The organism is Rickettsia fournieri, from assembly GCF_900243065.1.
GTDB lineage: Bacteria > Pseudomonadota > Alphaproteobacteria > Rickettsiales > Rickettsiaceae > Rickettsia > Rickettsia rickettsii.
This window is the reverse complement of the sequence record NZ_LT978484.1, coordinates 245700-263942: the sequence shown is the minus strand read 5'-3', so window position 1 is coordinate 263942 and position 18243 is coordinate 245700. Positions and strand designations below refer to the sequence as shown.

Sequence of the window (18243 nt, the reverse complement as noted above, 5' to 3'; positions counted from 1 at the left end):
AATGAATCCAATAATAATATTAGTTGCCCCGCAAATGGGTGCGAATATCGGTGCTACTGCAAGAGCAATGAAGAATTTTGGTTTAAATGAGCTTAGAATCGTGGCTCCAAGAGACGGCTGGCCTAATGAGCAAGCACGTAGTAATGCAGTCGGAGCGGTTAATATTATAGATCATGCAAAAATTTTTGATAGCCTAGAGGATAGCATTAAAGACCTCGAATATTTATATGCTACTACTTGCATTAAAAGGGCTATGAATAAAGATTATGTATTTTCACAAAATTTACCTTTAGATTATCCAAATTCTGAAAAAGTCGGGATAATGTTCGGGCGGGAAAATAATGGGCTTAGCAACGAAGAAATCGCATTTGCTAATAAGATTATCACTATTAATACAACCGAATTTAGCTCATTAAACATTGCTCAAGCGGTTATTATTATATGCTATGAGTTGTTTCGTAATTCTACGCCCAGAGAGGATGTACATAACATTCAAAAATTAGCTACTAAAGAAGAAATAGAGCATTTTTTAGTAAATTTATTCGGCAAACTCGATAAAGCCGGATTCTTCAAGGCTCCCGACAAAAAAACTGCTATGCAACAAAATATCACTAATATATTTACACGTATAAATAGTTTCTCTTCCCCTGAAGTCCAAACTCTGCAAGGTATTATTAAATCTTTAAATCAATGATATTTAGTAATTTCTTAAGTTCAGGAACATAATTTCTTATTCGGTTATATATTTCATCAGCAAGCTTTTTATCGTAAGTATGAGAGGTCATATTACGATCAGTAAGCATATAAATCCATAAACTCTCATCATTTATAATACCGGCAACAAAAGCTTCCTTTATCACTTCTTTAGGATAGTGAAGAACTGTGCCTTTTTGAGAAAAATATTCTTTTAAAAACTTCCAAGCGAGTTCAAAAGTCAATTCAAATCTTTGTATAGTGGCATCAATATAAGCCCTATCTTCTGTTGTCGGTTTTAAATAAATATCTTCAAGCGTCATAAAAGCTTTACGAAATTTTTCAAGTTTAAGGTTTATTTTTGATATATATAATTTTTTTTTCTTTTAATATATTTTTATAAAGTTCAGAGCTTATTTTAGTACTTTCAAACCTTACACAATCTATTTTTAAAAGCGTGTCAGCATTCTCTATAATAGACATAACTTCTAGCCATTCTTGATCTGTAATATTAGGGCAGATAATTGCAATATCAATATCGGAACGCTCATCGTTATCCCCTCTAGCACGAGAGCCAAAAAACCATATTTCGTTGACAAACAGTAAAGATTTTAGCTTATTAATGAATATATATGATTGTATATCTTTATCCATATAATTACCAGCTTTTGATTAAAGATTTAATAATTTCAGCTACTCTTTCTGCTTCATTTAAGGGTTTGTAGCTATATTCTTCTAGATCAATAGCCGACTTATCAAAAATTCTTGCTATCTTCTGTTCTACTAACTGCTTTATAAAAATCTTATGCTTTGAAGAATTAAAGTTTGGTGGGCAGAATATATAAAGAGGCTTGCCGCTTGAAGCTGCTTCACTGCACATTGAGATTGAGTCGGCCGTAGAGATTATATATTTTGCCTTGGAGAGCATAGCTATATAAGGATTATAGCCTGCGTCTTCGTTCGGGTCATAAATAATTGTGGAGGACGGCATATTATTTTTAATAATTGATTTTACAGTGTGTGGTGTACGTCTACTAAAGCTAATGAAAAAAGGTATTTTTTGATTAGTATATATTTTATTTAATAATGAAGCAAATAAAACTGCTTCATCTTTATGGAAATTAAATTTTTTATTATTTCCACCAATTATCACTGCAATAAACTGTTTAAGATTAGGATAATGTTTTTGGAGTTCCAAGCTCGCTGCGGCGAACTGTTCGGTTACGTTGTTGATAGCTCCGTTGATGGGGATGATGTTTTTAAAGTCGTCATTGCGAGGAAATACGAAGTATTGACGAAGCAATCTAGTAAAAAAGCCCTGAGATTGCTTCAGCCACTTTGTGGTTTCGCAATGACGTTGGTCATGATAAGGCAGAATAACGGCATCAAATGCATTGTAAGGAAGATGAGGCTGCATTATTTGTATTAACTTGATATCTTTAAATTTCTTTTTTAAATAAAATGCTAGTACTGCCGTTCTTCTTCCAGCGGTAATTATCATATCAGGCGGGGACTTATCCAAAAGATACTGCAATAGCTCACTTTTTATATGAATAGGATAATATTTTAGTAAAAAGTTCGGTAGCTTAGCTAAGCAATTATATTCAAGCTTAATTGTTGTATATTCTTCCGTTAATTTTTCAGCAAGTGCAATAGCCTGATGGGTATTGCCTGTTCTATCATCCGCTAATACGTGTATTTTCATTGTAAATACTTCTCTAAAGGTAATGTTAATAAGTTTGTTAGAGGTAGTGATTTATCGCAAGCCTTGGCTATTTGCGGTGTGATAGGAATTTGAGCGATTAGTGGTATATTATATTTTTGTGATAAATGTCCGCCACTATTATTTTTAAGCATATAGCTCATATTCTCAATTATTCCCAAAATAGGTAAATTTAGTTTTTGATATAAATCTATAGAACGTATTACGTCTATTTCTGATATTTTTTGTGGTGTAGTTACGATTATTACGCCGTCTAAATGATAATTTTCTAGTATACTTAAATGAATATCACCTGTCCCCGGCGGCATATCGATAATTAAATAATCTAAATTATCCCATTTTGTTACCGATAATAATTGATAAATAGTCTTACTCGCCATAGGACCACGCCAAATAATTGCCGAGTGGTCTTTAACGAAGAAGCCTATAGATATAATTTCGATACTTTGAGCAAGTACCGGTATTATTCGTCCATCTTTCGTTTGCGGTACTTCGTTAATGCCGAATATATGCGGAATTGACGGACCGTAAATATCTGCATCTACTATCCCGACTCGGTAATTTGCTAGACTTAACTGCTGAGCGATAAGAGCCGATATTGTAGATTTCCCGACTCCGCCTTTACCTGACGCTACTAAGATAATTTTTTTTACATTTTCTACAAAATGTTTTGGTTTTTGAACTTTTTCCTCCATCGGTTTACTTTCGGTAAAAACAATTGTTATTTTATTTACTTCCGAAATCTCGTTAAGTTTATTAATTGCCTTAAGTCTAATTTCTTCGGCTTCTAACTTGTTTTTACCTGATATATCTATTGAGAAACCGATATTATTACCTTTAATTATAATATCCGATATAACTTCATTTAAAAAAGTACCGTCTTTAAAGGTAATATGCTGAATTTTATCTATAATTTGTCGTTGGTGTAAATTCGCCATAATTAAATTTCCTTTTTAAAGCTGTTTAAGCTCGTAACTTGACGTTATATACTATAATATATATAATTATCTCATCTTTAAAATAATATAAAACAACAAAGCAAATGCTTAATAAAAAATATATCTCAATTTTAAAAAAATCCCCATGGAAAGATTTTGATTCTGATAAAGAAGATAACATATTTACAAGACCGCGTAAAAATCAATTTAATTTTGATCAATTTCAATGCCCGTTTAATTTCAATGCTAAAACAATAATTTTAGCTGTTGTCGCAGTGGTTGCTTTATGGCTCGCTTCGGGTATTTATGAAATAAAAGAAGGTGAAGAAGCAGCGGTAATAAGATTTGGGCGTTTTGTGCGTAAGGGCTACCCCGGGCTTAATTATCATTTACCGGCGCCTTTTGAAAAGATAATAGTTGAGAAAGTTAAACAATCACGTCGGATTGAGATTGGTTATCGTACAAATAGCTCTCTGCGTAGCGGTGGCGATAATACTAAAAATATTGCCGGTGAAAGTATAATGCTCACCGGTGATGAAAATATCATTGCTTTAAATTGTGACGTAATGTGGCATATTAATAATCTTGAAGATTTTATTTTTAACGTACAAAGACCTGCAGAAACAGTAAAAGCAATAGTCGAGAGTGCCGTTAGGGAAGTCATAGGCAATACTCCTATTTCTTGGGTATTATCCGATCAAAAACAGGAGATTACTTATAAAATAGAGAAATTAGCACAGAAGATATTGGATAGTTATAATGCTGGCGTTATGATTGAGAAAGTACAATTATTAAAAGCCGAGCCTCCTGCCGAAGTAATAGACGCTTATAGAGACGTGCAAACTTCAAAAGCAGATAAAGAAAAAGAAATAAATCAAGCTCAAGCCTATAATAATAAGATTTTGCCGGAAGCTAGAGGAGCGGCTGCAAAGATTATACAAGAAGCAGAAGGTTATAGAGCAGAAGTTATATCGAAAGCAGAAGGTGATAGCCAAAGATTTAATGCTATTTATAAACAATATGCTACAGGTAGGCAAGTAACTAGAGATAGATTATATTTAGAAGTAGTCGAAGAGATATTAGGCGGTTCAAATAAAACGATTATTAATAATGCACTACTGCCGCACATGGCTATTAAACCATAGGGGTGCTATGTCATTCCCGCGAAAGCGGGAATGACATCAAGAGTGTTTTTCACGCTATACACAAATGACATCTAAACAACAAGGAATATTAAATGCAACAAAAGATTTATTATATAATTTTTACAATTGTTTTTGGGCTGATACTGATTTCTAGCTCCTTATTTTCAGTTGACCAACGCCAATCTGCAGTAGTATTCCAGTTTGGTGAGGCAGTTAGAACTATAGAAAATCCAGGACTGAATATTAAAATCCCGTTTATTCAAAATGTTGAATTTTTTGATAAGCGTCTTTTAGATGTTGAGGTTGAGGCAAAAGAATTAACGGCTGCTGACGGTAAACGAGTTATTGTTGATGCCTACGCCAAATTCCAAATTAATAATCCCGTAATGTTTTATAAAACGGTACATGATTATCAAGGTGTGAAAATTAGGCTGACTCGTAATCTTGAATCGTCAATGCGTAAGGTGATAGGTAAAATCTCGCTAAGTAGCCTTTTAAGTCAGGAACGTAGTAACGTAATGTTAAATATCTTAAATCAAGTGGACGGTGAAGCTAAAAGCTTCGGTATTGATGTTGTAGATGTTAGAATTTTAAGAGCAGACTTACCAAAAGAAAATAGTGCGGCTATTTATCGTCGTATGCAAACGGCACGTGAAAAAGAAGCAACCCAAATTAGAGCGGAAGGACAAGAAGAAAGCGTGCGTATTCGTTCAAAAGCAGATAAAGAAAGTAAAATAATACTTGCTAAAGCTTATAGAGATGCACAAATTATTAAAGGTGACGGCGATGAGAAAGCAGCAAAAATATATAATTCTGCTTATTCAGTTGACCCGGAATTTTATAAATTTTATAGATCACTTTTAGTATATAAAAATTCTTTAAAGAAAGAGAATACTAATTTTGTAATTTCACCGGATGCTGAAGTTTTAAAATATCTAAATCTAACTAAGTAGTATACTAGTCTATCTACTTTTTATTTACTTGGAGTATATGGTTAATCTGAAAATAGTTCTTGTTATAATAGTTTTAATATCAAGTAACGTTGTTCTAGCAAAAGAAAATAGTAAGTCTTTAAAAGTAGCAGCTCAAGAAGAGAATGAATTTACGGAAATAAATTCTGCTCCTTTAAAAGTAAGTGAAGCCGCCCGTTATAGCTTTGCCGATATAGTTGAACCGTTAATTCCTGCAGTCGTTAATATTTCAACAATAGAATATGTTAATAGTAAATCAGAAAATGCCGAGAAAGATCCTCTGCAAGAAAAAGTTAATGATTTTTTAGAAAAGCTTAATATACCGCTGAATTTGGAAGAGGTTGATCAAACTCCGAAAAGTGTCCCGCTTGGTTCAGGATTTATTATTGAACCTAACGGCTTAATAGTGACAAACTATCATGTAATTGCAAATGTTGATAAAATTAATATAAAACTTGCAGATAATACCGAATTATCGGCTAAATTAATAGGTAACGATACTAAAACCGATTTAGCTCTCTTAAAAATAGATAGCGAGGAACCTCTACCTTTTGTTGAGTTTGGAGATTCAAATGATGCAAGAGTAGGAGATTGGGTTATTGCGATCGGTAATCCGTTCGGTAATCTAGGCGGTACGGTGACAAGCGGTATTATTTCTTCTAAAGGGCGGGATATCGATATAGATACGGACAATATAGTCGATAATTTTATTCAAACGGATGCTGCAATTAATAACGGTAATTCCGGTGGTCCTATGTTTAATTTGGATCAGAAAGTAATCGGCGTAAATACGGCAATTTTTTCACCGCTCGGTACTAATATAGGTATCGGTTTTGCAATACCGTCAAATACTGCAAAGCCTATAATCGAACGTCTTAAGAAAGATGGAAAAGTAAGTAGAGGACGCCTTGGAGTAACAATACAAGATTTAACCGAGGAAATTTCTGAAGGGCTAGGACTTAAAAATACTAGGGGGGTGTTAGTAGCTAAAGTACAAGAAGATGGTCCAGGTGATAAAGCGGGAATTAAAACAGGTGATATAATAATAGAGTTTGCAGATATACCGGTTAAAAATACTAAAAAATTACGTGTAATTATTGCAGATGCTCCTATTGATCAGGAAGTAAAAGTAAAAATACTTCGCGATAAAAAGGAGCTTGAATTACCTATTAAAATTACTTCGGATAATGAAGAGGTTACCAAAGATTCTACAGAAGAGACCAATAAGAAAGAAATAACAAATAAAGAAGAAAATAATTTATCTATTACTAAAAATAATATTACTTTTGGTAATTTGACTGAAGAACTAAGACAAAAATATACTATTCCTCAAGATAAAATGGGAATAGTTATAACCAATATTGATGAAGAAGAAAGTAGCTTCAAAATTGGTGATCTGATAACCAATATTAATCAGGAAAGCATAGACGATATAAGTAAGCTAGAAGAATTATATGAAAATGCTAAAAAATCAGATAAGCAAAATATTTTGCTCCTGATTGAAAGGGGTAGTAGTAATATGTTCGTACCATTGCAGGTTATGTAAGATATAGTTTTCTATGTCATTCCCGCGAAGGCGGGAATGAAAAATAACCTTAACATTGATACAAAAATTACATATTTAATAAAATAAAGCTATAAAAATAAGTTTTTTATAGCTTTTGCTGGATTCCCGCATTCGCGGGAATGACATAGAATGTAAAAATAATACCTAAATAATTTATGAATGAAAAAATAGCAATTTTAAGTGCATATAGTTTTGTTAATATAGAAGAACCGGCGAATTTGATACCGAAACTTTTGCTTATCGGTAAAAGAAAATATGTTAGAGGTACTATTTTATTAGCTAATGAAGGTTTTAATGGTTCTTTTTCAGGTTCATATGAAAATGTAAATCTTGTACTTGAAGAATTGATAAAGCTGACCGGTCCCAAAGATGTTAACGTTAAAATAAATTATAGTGATGTTCATCCTTTTCAGAAATTGAAAGTCAGACTTAAGAAAGAGATCGTAGCAATGAACGTTGATGATTTAAATGTTGATTTGTTTAAAGGCGAATATATAGAGCCGAAAGATTGGGATGAATTTATCACAAAACAAGATGTTATAGTAATAGATACTCGAAATGATTATGAAATAGAGGTTGGTACATTTAAATCAGCAATTAATCCTAATACCAAAACATTTAAACAATTTCCTGCTTGGGTTCAGCAGAATCAAGAATTGCTCAAAGGTAAGAAAATTGCTATGGTTTGTACAGGTGGTATCAGGTGTGAAAAATCCACCAGCTTACTTAAAAGCATAGGTTATGATGAGGTATATCATTTAAAGGGTGGAATACTGCAATATCTAGAAGATACACAAAATAAGAACAATTTATGGCAAGGTAAATGTTTTGTCTTCGATGATAGGAGAGCAGTGACAGATGATTTATCGCCCGTAGAAAGACATTGGTTGCAGAGATAGATGTCGTTGACCGATTGAAACGTGTAGTATGTCATTCCCGCGAAAGCGGGAATCCAGAAAAAAGAGAGCTTTTAATTTTAAAAATTCAGTATATGTGTATTTTTTAATTACTGGATTCCCGCTTCCGCGGGAATGACATAACCCTTTTTTATTTATTAGAAATATATGACTAAAACCAAACAAGAAATTTATAATAAGCGTCCAACTTCACCGCATTTAACTATATATAAGACGCAAATAAGTTCTACATTATCAATTTTGTATCGTATGACCGGCGTAGCTTTGTTTTTTGCGGTGTCAATCTTGGTGTGGTGGTTGATTCTTAGTAAATATGACAATAATTATTTACAGCTTGCTGAATGCTGTATTATAAAAATATGCTTAGTAGCTGTTAGCTACGCTTGGTTTTATCATTTATGTAACGGCATTCGGCATTTATTTTGGGATATCGGTTACGGTTTTTCTATAAAATTGGTTAATATCACCGGTGGGTGTGTAGTGGTAGGATCTGTATTATTAACGGTATTGTTATGGGTGTAGTAATTAAAAACGTCATTGCGAGGAGATGCGTAGCATCGACGTGGCAATCTCAGAAATAATAACAAATGCCTGAGATTGTTTGGTCAATTGCTATGCAATTTCCTCGCAATGACGAAAAGCTAAAACAAATAATAGAGAAAATTAATGGTATATGATTTTAAAGCAGAAATTGTAAAAGCAAAAAATAGCGGTTCTGCTAAAAGCGGTTCTCATCATTGGTTATTGCAAAGAGTAACGGGGATTATATTAGCTTTATGTTCTGTGTGGCTAATATATTTTACGTTAACCAACAAAAATAATGATATAAATATTATTATGTGGGAACTTAAAAAGCCTTTTAATGTAGTAGCTTTGTTAATTACGGTGGTTATTTCGTTGTATCATGCGATGCTTGGTATGCGTGTAGTAATTGAGGATTATATCAGTTGTTACAAATTACGTAATACATTGATTATAATAGTGCAATTATTTTGCATTGTTACTATTGTAGCTTTTGTAGTAGCGCTGTTTTATAAAGGGTAAAAATTGTCATACCGCGGCTTGACTGCGGTATCCAGAAAACAATTTATAGCATTATTGTGTATTGAATTACTGGACCCCGTGGTCAAGCCATGGGGTGAAAGAGGTAGACAATTCACGTATCAAAATAATAAAAAATTAATTTAATGACCAAAGCGTATAATATCATTCATCATAAATTTGATGTAGTAGTTGTAGGTGCAGGCGGAGCAGGTCTTCGTTCTGCATTCGGTATGGCTAAAGAAGGGCTAAATACCGCTTGTATAACTAAGCTGTTCCCAACCCGTAGTCATACTGTGGCTGCTCAGGGTGGAATTAGTGCGGCTCTTGGGAATATGGGCGAAGATGATTGGCGTTGGCATATGTATGATACGGTAAAAGGTTCTGATTGGTTAGGCGATCAGGATGCCATTGAGTATATGTGCAAAAACGCTCCCGATGCGATTTTAGAGCTAGAGCATTACGGCGTACCTTTCTCAAGAACTGAAGAGGGAAAAATTTATCAGCGTCCTTTTGGAGGAATGACAACAGAGTACGGCAAAGGAAAAGCAGCTCAGCGTACATGTGCTGCGGCAGATCGTACGGGGCATGCCATACTTCATACTTTATATCAACAGTCACTAAAACATAAAGTACAGTTTTTCGTTGAGTATTTTGCTATTGATTTATTGATGGAAGATGGTGAATGTAGAGGCGTAGTTGCGTGGAATTTAGATGATGGTAGTCTGCATTGTTTTAGAGCTCATAATGTAGTGCTTGCAACGGGCGGATACGGGCGTGCTTATTTTTCGGCGACGTCTGCTCATACTTGTACGGGTGATGGGGGCGGCATGGCGATTAGAGCCGGTCTTCCACTGCAAGATATGGAATTTGTACAGTTCCATCCGACAGGTATATATTCGGCAGGCTGTCTTATTACCGAGGGGGCAAGAGGTGAAGGGGGATATCTCGTTAATGCAAACGGTGAGCGTTTTATGGAGCGTTATGCTCCTGCTGCAAAGGATTTAGCTTCAAGAGATGTAGTTTCAAGAGCAATGACTATAGAAATCAGAGAGGGGCGAGGAGTCGGCGAGCATAAAGATCATGTATTTTTACATTTAAATCATTTATCGCCTGAGATTTTACATAGTCGTTTGCCCGGTATCTCTGAGACGGCTAAAATTTTTGCCGGTGTTGACGTGACTAAAGAGCCGATACCGGTGCTTCCTACGGTACATTATAATATGGGTGGGATACCGACGAATTATCACGGTCAAGTCATAATCAAAGACGGTAAAAATCATAATAGCGTAGTAAAAGGGCTTATGGCAATCGGTGAAGCGGCTTGCGTATCGGTACACGGTGCTAACCGATTAGGATCAAATTCTTTGCTTGATTTAGTAGTATTTGGTAGAAGTTCTGCATTAAAAGCAACCGAGCTTATTAAGCCTGTGAGTCCCCACAAGTCTATAAAAGAAGCAAGCCTTGAAAAAATTATAAATAGATTTGATAAAGTCCGTCACGCTAACGGTAATATTTTAGTTGCAGAGTTAAGGCTTAAAATGCAAAGAACTATGCAAAGCCATGCTTCGGTATTTAGAACTCAAGAGGTACTAGATGAAGGAGCAGGAATGATTAGTGAAATAAGAAGCGGCTATAAAGATATAAAAATTAACGATAAATCTTTAATTTGGAATAGCGATTTAGTGGAAGCCTTAGAGCTAGATAATCTACTTGATCAAGCTTTAGTAACGGTATATTCGGCAGCTGCAAGAAAAGAAAGCAGAGGAGCTCATGCACGTGAAGATTATCCTGATCGTAATGATGGGGATTGGATGAAGCATACTCTTAGCTCTATCGATGAAGCAGGTAAAGTAGTTCTTGATTATAAACCTGTGACTTTAACTACTTTAACCGATGAAGTAACAGCAGTCCCGCCGGTGAAGAGAGTTTACTGATTAATGTTCTTATGTCATTCCTGCGAAAGCAGGAATCTAGAAACCTTTAATGTTATCCCGCGATTTAATCGTGGGATCCAAAAATGCTTATTTTTTAGATATCGCGGTTAAGCCGCGGTATGACAAGAAAAAAATATATATAAAATATGTTTGAGTATTTAATAAAATTCTATCCAAAAATCTTTTTTATTGTAGAGGGAACTTTGGTAACTTTAAAATATAGCGTTATTGCCGTTATATTCGGTTTAGTAATAGGGATGCTGCTCGCTATTTGTAAGGTAAATAAAAATCGTGCTTTAAGACTTTTTGCAAATTTCTATACTTCTATTTTCAGAGGAACGCCTTTATTAATTCAATTAAGTATTATTTATTTTGCTTCACCTTATATCATAGGCATTAAATTTAGTGTGTTTATGGCGGGAGCTATTTCTTTTTCTCTTAATTCGGGAGCATATGTTTCCGAAGTAATCAGGGCAGGGATTAATGCAGTTGATAAAGGGCAGTTTGAAGCGGCTGAAGCTCTTGCTATTCCAAAGTTTTTAATAACGAAAGATATAATTCTGCCGCAAGCAGTTAAAAATATTTTTCCGTCATTAGTAAATGAGCTTGTAAATTTGATTAAAGAATCAGCCATTATTTCTATGCTTGGAGAAATGGATTTAATGCGTAGAGCACAAATTGTATCAATTGAAACATATAATTATTTTTTTCCAATGCTTATTGCTGCGTGCTGTTACTATATTTTAGTGATGTTAATCAGCTTTATAGCAAAAATAATTGAGAAAAAAATGATTGTTAATTAAAACATACTTGCTTTTATGGAAAAAGTAATTATAATTTAAATTTAGTGTAATTTACAAATTCTTATAATTTGTATTTAGAAATGATGGAAAATAAAGGGTGGAAGTATTTTTCACCCTTTAATTATCGTATATATAAGTTTTTTTTGGAGTATTTTTTTAATGCCGACATATAATCAATTAGTACGTTTTGGGAGAAAGTCAAAAACTCGTAAGACCAAATCTCCTGCCTTAGAATCTAATCCTTTTAAAAGCGGTGTTTGCCTAGTTGTAAAAACCGTTACCCCTAAAAAGCCTAACTCTGCACTTCGTAAGATTGCAACGGTGCGTTTAAGTAATAAAAGAACCGTAAATGCATATATTCCTGGTGAAAAGCATAGTGTAAAGGAACATGATAAGGTGTTAGTAAGAGGCGGTCAGGTTCCTGATCTTCCGGGGGTGAAATATCATATCGTACTTGGTGCTTATGATATTGCCGGAGTTAAAGGACGTAAGCAAGGTCGATCACGTTACGGTGCTCCTCGTAAACAAGTTGCAGTTACAAAAAAATAAATTATTAGTTAGAGAGAAAAAATAAAATGTCACGTCGTCATGCCGCGGAAAAGCGAGTAATTTTACCTGATATGAAATATAACAGTATTTTACTGTCAAGATTTATCAATAATATTATGAAAGAAGGGAAGAAAGCCCTTGCAGAGAAAATTGTTTATTCAGCCTTTAATAAAATTGAAAAGAAGCATAGAGTTGATCCGTATCAAACCTTTAATAATGCTATGCATAACGTGAAGCCGCATTTAGAAGTAACTTCGGTTAGGGTTGGAGGAGCTAATTATCAAGTTCCGACGCATGTTGATGAAAGAAGAGGATATGCCCTTGCTAGCCGTTGGATTATTAATGCTGCGTCAAAACGTTCTGAAAAAATGATGATTGATAAACTTGCTGAAGAGCTATTTGAAGCTTCTAATAATAGAGGCGTTGCCATTAAGAAGAAAGAAGATACTCATAAAATGGCCGAAGCTAATAAAGCTTTCTCTCATTTTAGCCCTAAAAAAATGAAATAAGGTAGGGTATAATGAGTAAAATAAATAAACTTGAGCATATTCGTAATATCGGTATATGTGCTCACATTGATGCCGGTAAAACCACAACTACCGAACGTATTTTATATTATACCGGTAAATCGCATAAAATAGGTGAAGTTCATGAGGGCGGTGCTACCATGGATTGGATGGAACAAGAACAAGAACGCGGTATAACCATTACCTCAGCTGCTACTACTTGTAGATGGCAAGATAAAATAATTAATATTATCGATACTCCTGGACACGTTGACTTTACTATCGAAGTAGAGCGTTCGCTTCGTGTGCTTGACGGTGCGGTTGCAGTATTTGACGGTGTAGCAGGTGTTGAACCGCAGTCAGAAACGGTTTGGAGGCAAGCAGATAAATATAATGTTCCTAGAATGTGTTTTGTCAATAAAATGGACAGAATGGGAGCAGATTTTTATAGATGCGTTGAAATGCTCAAAGATCGTTTAGGAGCAAAACCGCTTGTTATTCAGTTGCCTGTAGGGATTGAAGAAAATTTTAAAGGTATAATTGATCTTGTTAAAATGAAAGCAGTGATTTGGAAAGATGAAGCACTTGGAGCTGAGTATTTTGAAGAAGATATACCTGCCGATATGAAAGATAAAGCTGAAGAATATCGTGCTAAATTACTTGATATGGTTGTTGAGTTAGATGATCATGTTATGGAAAAATATTTATCAGGTGAAGAAGTAACAGCAGAAGAGATTAAAAGATTAATCAGAAAAGGTACTATTTCAGCAGCATTTTATCCGGTTTTATGTGGTAGTGCTTTTAAAAATAAAGGGGTACAGCCTTTACTTGATGCCGTAGTAGATTTCCTACCTTCGCCTATTGATATAGGTATAGTAAAAGGTATGGAAGTAAGTACTGGTGAAGAAAAAGATTTCCCTATTTCGGTAACTGAGCCTTTTGCAGCTTTAGCATTTAAAATTATGAATGACCCGTTTGTCGGTTCATTAACTTTTATTAGAATATATTCAGGTAAAATTACTTCAGGAACAACTGTTATTAATACCGTAAGGAATAAAAGAGAAAAAATCGGTAGAATGCTATTAATGCATGCTAATAATCGTGAAGACGTAAAAGAAGCATCAGCAGGTGATATAGTAGCTTTAGCAGGTCTTAAAGATACTACCACAGGTGATACGTTATCCGATATTGATCAGCAAGTAATCTTAGAAAGAATGGAATTTCCAGAGCCGGTAATTGAGCTTGCGGTAGAACCTAAATCAACAGCCGATCAAGAAAAAATGGGCCTCGCACTTTCTCGTTTAGCAGCTGAAGATCCATCATTTAGAGTGTCAACTGATCATGAAACAGGACAAACAGTGATAAAAGGAATGGGAGAACTCCATTTAGAAATTATCATTGATCGTATGAGAAGAGAGTTTAAGGTCGAAGCAAATATTGGAGCTCCTCAAGTAGCATATCGTGAAACTATAACAAAAGCTTGTGAAATTGATTATACCCATAAGAAACAATCCGGCGGTGCAGGACAATTTGCTCGTGTAAAAATTATTTTTGAGCCTCTAAAAGAGGTAAAAGATCTAAAAGATGAAGATAAAAATAAAATTTTTGTCTTTGAAAGTAAAATCATCGGCGGTGCCGTGCCTAAAGAATATATACCAGGTGTTGAAAAAGGATTAAATAATATTAGAGAAACCGGTGTTATTGCCGGTTATCCTATGATTGATTTTAAAGCAACTTTAGTTGACGGTGCGTTTCATGATGTAGATTCTAGTGTACTTGCGTTTGAAATTGCTGCAAAGGCAGCATTTAGAGAAGGGATGCCGAAATGTAATCCTAAATTACTTGAGCCGATTATGCAAGTTGAAGTTATCACTCCTGATGAATATATGGGTGATATTATAGGCGATTTAAATAGTCGTAGAGGACAAATTCAAAGCATGGATCCAAGAGGGAATGCTCAAGTAGTCACTGCGAATGTTCCTTTAGCGGAAATGTTTGGTTATGTTAATACGCTTAGGTCTTTATCGCAAGGTAGAGCTCAGTTTAGTATGATATTCTCTCATTATGATCAAGTGCCGCGTCAAGTAGCTGATCTTATTAAGGCTAAAAAATAATTTAGGGGTGAGGTGTCACGTCTTACAGAAATAAATGTTGTTTTACCGTGGCAGCTTATAAATTAGAAGTACTGTTTATTATAGTAATTTTTTAATAAATTTTATTGATTTTTTATTAAAAATATGATAGGAGTGTAGCTCAATTGGTAGAGCGCCGGTCTCCAAAACCGGAGGTTGCGGGTTCGATACCTGTCGCTCCTGCCATTATAGGCTTAGAGCTTTTTTGCTATAAAATATAGAATTTTACAAAATTTGCTTATAGAGAGAAATTTGAAAGAGGTACTTCACCTCGAATCGCAGAGTACATACTAGTATGTGAGAATTCCAGTGCTGGATCATCGTCTCAATTGCCTCTAGAAGTAGAATTTTGTAAGAAGTCTAATAAATTACCTAACAAGAATATGTTTAAAGAATATAAAATTTATAAGTTTTTTGAACAAGTTAAACAAGAAACTTATAAGGTAGTTTGGCCAACTAGAAAAGAGCTTGTTGCTTCAACATTAGTAGTGGTAGTAGCAGTTTTTATTTTTAGCCTAATTTGTTTGGTACTTGATTATAGTATACATAACATAATGCAGCTTTTGCTTAATATCGGCAAATAGTATAAGGAATAAATTGTGACGAGTATAGATAATATATTGCCTTCTTCTGAAAAAAATGTAAAGCAGTGGTATGTAGTACATACGGCATCAGGAGCAGAGAAACGCATTAAAGAAGATATGCTTAGAAAAATCGCTAAACAGAACATGACGGATTTTTTTGAAGACATATTAATACCTGTTTTTGGAGTTTCTGAAGTTAAACGCGGTAAAAATGTCAAGGTAGAAAAAAAACTAATGCCGAGTTATATCTTGATAAAGATGAATATGACTGATAAATCTTGGCATTTAGTAAAAAATATATCTGGAGTAACCGGCTTTTTAGGAAGCAAAACCACGCCAAAAGCTCTTACAGAAAGTGAAATACAAAATGTTTTTAATAATTTGGAAGCAGAAGCTAAAGAAGCAAAGAATTCTAAATTGTATGAAGTTGGTGAAATAGTGACTGTTATAGACGGTCCTTTTGAAACTTTCATGGGTACAGTAGAAGAAATAGATCAAGAAAAAAATAGGTTAAAAGTTTCAGTTGCAATATTTGGTAAAGCAACTCCAATAGAACTAAATTTTAATCAAGTAAAGAAAAATGATTAAAAGTTGGACTAAATACGGTTTATAAATTACTTAAGCTGTATTGTGCTAATGTTCAGGATGTCATTGTTGCGGGATAATGCGTCGTCATTGCAAGCAGCCGTAGGCTGCGTGGCAATCTAGAAGAAATAATACAAAACTTCTGATTTACAGAATTTTTTTTCTTCCTTGTTTTGTCAAAACTTACAGTTTTGCCTTGCAATGATGGGAAACAAGATCCATGCAATTGTTACAAAGTAATATTAATTTAAGAGAAAAATAAGGATATTTATAAATGTCTCAGAAAGCAATAAAAGGTTATATTAACTTGATAATTCCGGCTGCTGGAGCCACTCCTGCACCTCCTATAGGACCGGCCCTAGGACAAAGAAAAGTTAATATTGCAGCATTTTGTAAAGATTTTAATGATGCTACGCAAGGTATGGAAAAAGGAATACCTCTGCCAACCGTAATTACCGTTTATGAAGATAGTAGTTTTTCTTTTAAAATAAAAACTCCTCCTGCTTCGTACTTTTTAAAGAAGTATGCTAAAATTACTAAAGGTTCTAGTGCTACTAAAAAAGAAGCAGTAGTAGGTAAAGTTACTATGGATGATTGTCGTGAAATTGCAAAGTTAAAAATGCCTGATTTAAATACAAAAAATATTGAAGCAGCAACAAAAATTATTTGTGGTAGTGCTGCATCTATGGGACTTGAAGTAGTAGGGAATTAATTATTATGTCAAATAAGAAAGATGTCGCTGTAAAAATTAGCGGCGGTAAAAACATAAGAGAAGCTAGAGAAAAAGTAAAATCAGATACTTTATATAATTTAACAAATGCAGTTGAACGATTAAAATCAGCATCATATGTTAAATTTGATCCAACCTTAGAAATAGTTATGAAGCTTGGAATTGATCCTAGGCATTCCGATCAAATGGTACGTGGTGTAGTTAATTTACCTGCCGGTACAGGCAAAACCGTAAGAGTTGCCGTTATTTGTAAAGAAGAAAGAGAAGAAGAAGCTAAAAGTGCCGGAGCAGATTTAGTAGGTTCAACAAATATTATTGATGAAATTAAAGCAGGGAAAATTAATTTTGATGTATGTATAGCTACTCCCGATATGATGGCAGCTATAGGTTCAGTTGCAAGAATTTTAGGACCAAAAGGTTTAATGCCTAACCCTAAACTTGGTACCGTAACTTTAGATATTAAAAATGCTATTAAAAATGCTAAAAGCGGTCAGGTAGAATATAGAGCAGAGAAAGCAGGTATAATTCATGCAGGGCTTGGAAAATTATCTTTTTCAGACCAAGCTTTATTAAAAAATTTAAATGCGTTTATTGAGGCAGTAATTAAAGCAAAACCTGCCGGATTAAAAGGAAGTTATTTAAAAGCAATGTATTTATCTTCTACTATGGGAGCATCGGTACAAATAGATTTAACTAGTATAGCATAATTTTTATAGCCGTTTAACGGTAGTATAGTAATAATAAAAAAATTTTGTTATTTTAAGCATTTGTATCAGTTTAAATATATTAAACTGTATGATAAAAGGAGAATTAAAAGGTGTTAAGATCAGAAAAATCGGTAGCAGTAGAGGATATTGTAAATATTTATAAAGAATCGCCCTCTATAATTATTACTCATTATCACGGGTTAACCGTTAGTCAAATGAGTTCGCTTAGAGAATCACTTAAATCTAAAGAAGCAGGTTTTAAAGTAGTTAAAAATACTTTAGCAAAAATAGCTGCAAATCAAACAGGGCTTGATAGTATTGCTAATTTATTTGCGGGTCCTACTGCTATTGTTTATTCTAAAGAACCGGTTGAGATGGCAAAATTAGTAGTTAATTTTGCTAAGGCTAATGATAATCTTAATATTATCGGTGGAATAGTCGATAATCACGTATTAGATGAACATTCAATAAAAGAACTTTCTAAGCTACCTGCACTTAATGAGCTTAGGGGTAAAATTGTTGGGTTATTACAAGCACCGGCTACTAAGGTTGTAGGTGTTTTACAAGCCCCGTCTTCGAGTATGGCGAGAGTAATACAAGCACATGCTAGTAAAAATTAACTTAAAGGTTACTGCATCAGGTATTTTAATTGATAATTAAAGAGCTTTTATAGTTTTAAAAAAGTCTTATAATTTGAAGCACAAAAGAATTTAAT

21 protein-coding genes and 1 tRNA gene are annotated in these 18243 nt (G+C 34.1%); 18 read left to right on the top strand and 4 right to left on the bottom strand.

Annotated elements, in window-relative coordinates; genetic code table 11:
* Window position 1 precedes the first annotated feature (1 nt).
* Window positions 2-694 carry an RNA methyltransferase gene (locus C4Q30_RS04295; protein ID WP_103897307.1) on the top strand — a complete coding sequence of 231 codons (693 nt, stop codon included), beginning with the start codon at window positions 2-4 and terminating at the stop codon, window positions 692-694.
* Here the strand turns inward: C4Q30_RS04295 and C4Q30_RS04290 are convergent.
* The 4 genes from C4Q30_RS04290 to C4Q30_RS04275 are packed head-to-tail and all read right to left on the bottom strand — an operon-like array spanning window position 675 to window position 3354.
* A complete protein-coding gene (locus C4Q30_RS04290) occupies window positions 675-1016 on the bottom strand; it encodes a nucleotidyltransferase substrate binding protein (protein WP_245207473.1) in 342 nt (113 codons plus the stop codon). The two genes, C4Q30_RS04295 and C4Q30_RS04290, sit on opposite strands and share 20 nt — an antisense overlap.
* Before the next feature lie 25 nt (window positions 1017-1041).
* Entirely contained in the window at window positions 1042-1347 is a 306-nt protein-coding gene (locus C4Q30_RS04285) for a nucleotidyltransferase domain-containing protein (protein ID WP_103897305.1), read from the bottom strand.
* A gap of 4 nt (window positions 1348-1351) precedes the next feature.
* Complete coding sequence (locus tag C4Q30_RS04280; RefSeq protein ID WP_103897304.1) at window positions 1352-2398, bottom strand: mitochondrial fission ELM1 family protein; 1047 nt, start codon at window positions 2396-2398, stop codon at window positions 1352-1354.
* The gene (locus C4Q30_RS04275) at window positions 2395-3354 is read right to left on the bottom strand and encodes an Mrp/NBP35 family ATP-binding protein (RefSeq protein WP_103897303.1); all 960 of its coding nucleotides are present in this window, start codon (window positions 3352-3354) and stop codon (window positions 2395-2397) included. The genes C4Q30_RS04280 and C4Q30_RS04275 overlap by 4 nt, the downstream gene beginning before the upstream one ends.
* Window positions 3355-3458: 104 nt before the next feature.
* On the opposite strand from C4Q30_RS04275, the gene hflK reads away from it, so the two are divergent.
* From hflK to rplJ, 17 genes are all read left to right on the top strand, one after another.
* Window positions 3459-4499, top strand: coding sequence for an FtsH protease activity modulator HflK (hflK, locus tag C4Q30_RS04270; RefSeq protein WP_103897302.1), 1041 nt, complete (start codon window positions 3459-3461; stop codon window positions 4497-4499).
* A gap of 92 nt (window positions 4500-4591) precedes the next feature.
* Window positions 4592-5452 carry a protease modulator HflC gene (gene hflC / locus C4Q30_RS04265; RefSeq protein WP_004996654.1) on the top strand — a complete coding sequence of 287 codons (861 nt, stop codon included), beginning with the start codon at window positions 4592-4594 and terminating at the stop codon, window positions 5450-5452.
* A 37-nt stretch (window positions 5453-5489) separates the two neighbouring features.
* The gene (locus tag C4Q30_RS04260) at window positions 5490-7016 is read left to right on the top strand and encodes a Do family serine endopeptidase (RefSeq protein WP_103897301.1); all 1527 of its coding nucleotides are present in this window, start codon (window positions 5490-5492) and stop codon (window positions 7014-7016) included.
* A 176-nt stretch (window positions 7017-7192) separates the two neighbouring features.
* Window positions 7193-7936 carry an oxygen-dependent tRNA uridine(34) hydroxylase TrhO gene (gene trhO, locus C4Q30_RS04255; protein ID WP_103897300.1) on the top strand — a complete coding sequence of 248 codons (744 nt, stop codon included), beginning with the start codon at window positions 7193-7195 and terminating at the stop codon, window positions 7934-7936.
* Between the two features lie 165 nt (window positions 7937-8101).
* Window positions 8102-8476 carry a succinate dehydrogenase, cytochrome b556 subunit gene (gene sdhC / locus C4Q30_RS04245; RefSeq protein WP_103897298.1) on the top strand — a complete coding sequence of 125 codons (375 nt, stop codon included), beginning with the start codon at window positions 8102-8104 and terminating at the stop codon, window positions 8474-8476.
* Window positions 8477-8620: 144 nt separating this feature from the next.
* A complete protein-coding gene (gene sdhD / locus C4Q30_RS04240; protein WP_014013881.1) occupies window positions 8621-8998 on the top strand; it encodes a succinate dehydrogenase, hydrophobic membrane anchor protein in 378 nt (125 codons plus the stop codon).
* 143 nt (window positions 8999-9141) lie between these two features.
* Window positions 9142-10932, top strand: coding sequence for a succinate dehydrogenase flavoprotein subunit (sdhA, locus tag C4Q30_RS04230; RefSeq protein WP_103897296.1), 1791 nt, complete (start codon window positions 9142-9144; stop codon window positions 10930-10932).
* Between the two features lie 146 nt (window positions 10933-11078).
* Entirely contained in the window at window positions 11079-11735 is a 657-nt protein-coding gene (locus C4Q30_RS04220) for an amino acid ABC transporter permease (RefSeq protein ID WP_014013883.1), read from the top strand.
* Between the two features lie 159 nt (window positions 11736-11894).
* Window positions 11895-12284, top strand: a complete 390-nt coding sequence (gene rpsL, locus C4Q30_RS04215) for a 30S ribosomal protein S12 (protein ID WP_023507505.1) — start codon at window positions 11895-11897, stop codon at window positions 12282-12284.
* 26 nt (window positions 12285-12310) lie between these two features.
* Window positions 12311-12793 (top strand): 30S ribosomal protein S7, encoded by a 483-nt coding sequence (gene rpsG / locus C4Q30_RS04210; protein WP_004996646.1) that lies wholly within the window; start codon window positions 12311-12313, stop codon window positions 12791-12793.
* A gap of 11 nt (window positions 12794-12804) precedes the next feature.
* A complete protein-coding gene (fusA, locus tag C4Q30_RS04205) occupies window positions 12805-14904 on the top strand; it encodes an elongation factor G (RefSeq protein WP_103897294.1) in 2100 nt (699 codons plus the stop codon).
* Window positions 14905-15032: 128 nt separating this feature from the next.
* A tRNA-Trp gene (locus tag C4Q30_RS04200) sits at window positions 15033-15108 on the top strand.
* A 197-nt stretch (window positions 15109-15305) separates the two neighbouring features.
* Window positions 15306-15506 carry a preprotein translocase subunit SecE gene (secE, locus tag C4Q30_RS04190; RefSeq protein ID WP_004996644.1) on the top strand — a complete coding sequence of 67 codons (201 nt, stop codon included), beginning with the start codon at window positions 15306-15308 and terminating at the stop codon, window positions 15504-15506.
* Between the two features lie 12 nt (window positions 15507-15518).
* Complete coding sequence (nusG, locus tag C4Q30_RS04185) at window positions 15519-16094, top strand: transcription termination/antitermination protein NusG (RefSeq protein WP_410525782.1); 576 nt, start codon at window positions 15519-15521, stop codon at window positions 16092-16094.
* 271 nt (window positions 16095-16365) lie between these two features.
* Window positions 16366-16803, top strand: a complete 438-nt coding sequence (rplK, locus tag C4Q30_RS04180) for a 50S ribosomal protein L11 (protein WP_004996639.1) — start codon at window positions 16366-16368, stop codon at window positions 16801-16803.
* Window positions 16804-16808: 5 nt separating this feature from the next.
* Window positions 16809-17528, top strand: coding sequence for a 50S ribosomal protein L1 (rplA, locus tag C4Q30_RS04175; protein WP_014013888.1), 720 nt, complete (start codon window positions 16809-16811; stop codon window positions 17526-17528).
* Window positions 17529-17638: 110 nt separating this feature from the next.
* Window positions 17639-18148: a 50S ribosomal protein L10 gene (rplJ, locus tag C4Q30_RS04170; protein WP_103897292.1), complete on the top strand. Its 510-nt coding sequence runs from the start codon at window positions 17639-17641 to the stop codon at window positions 18146-18148.
* Window positions 18149-18243 lie beyond the last annotated feature (95 nt).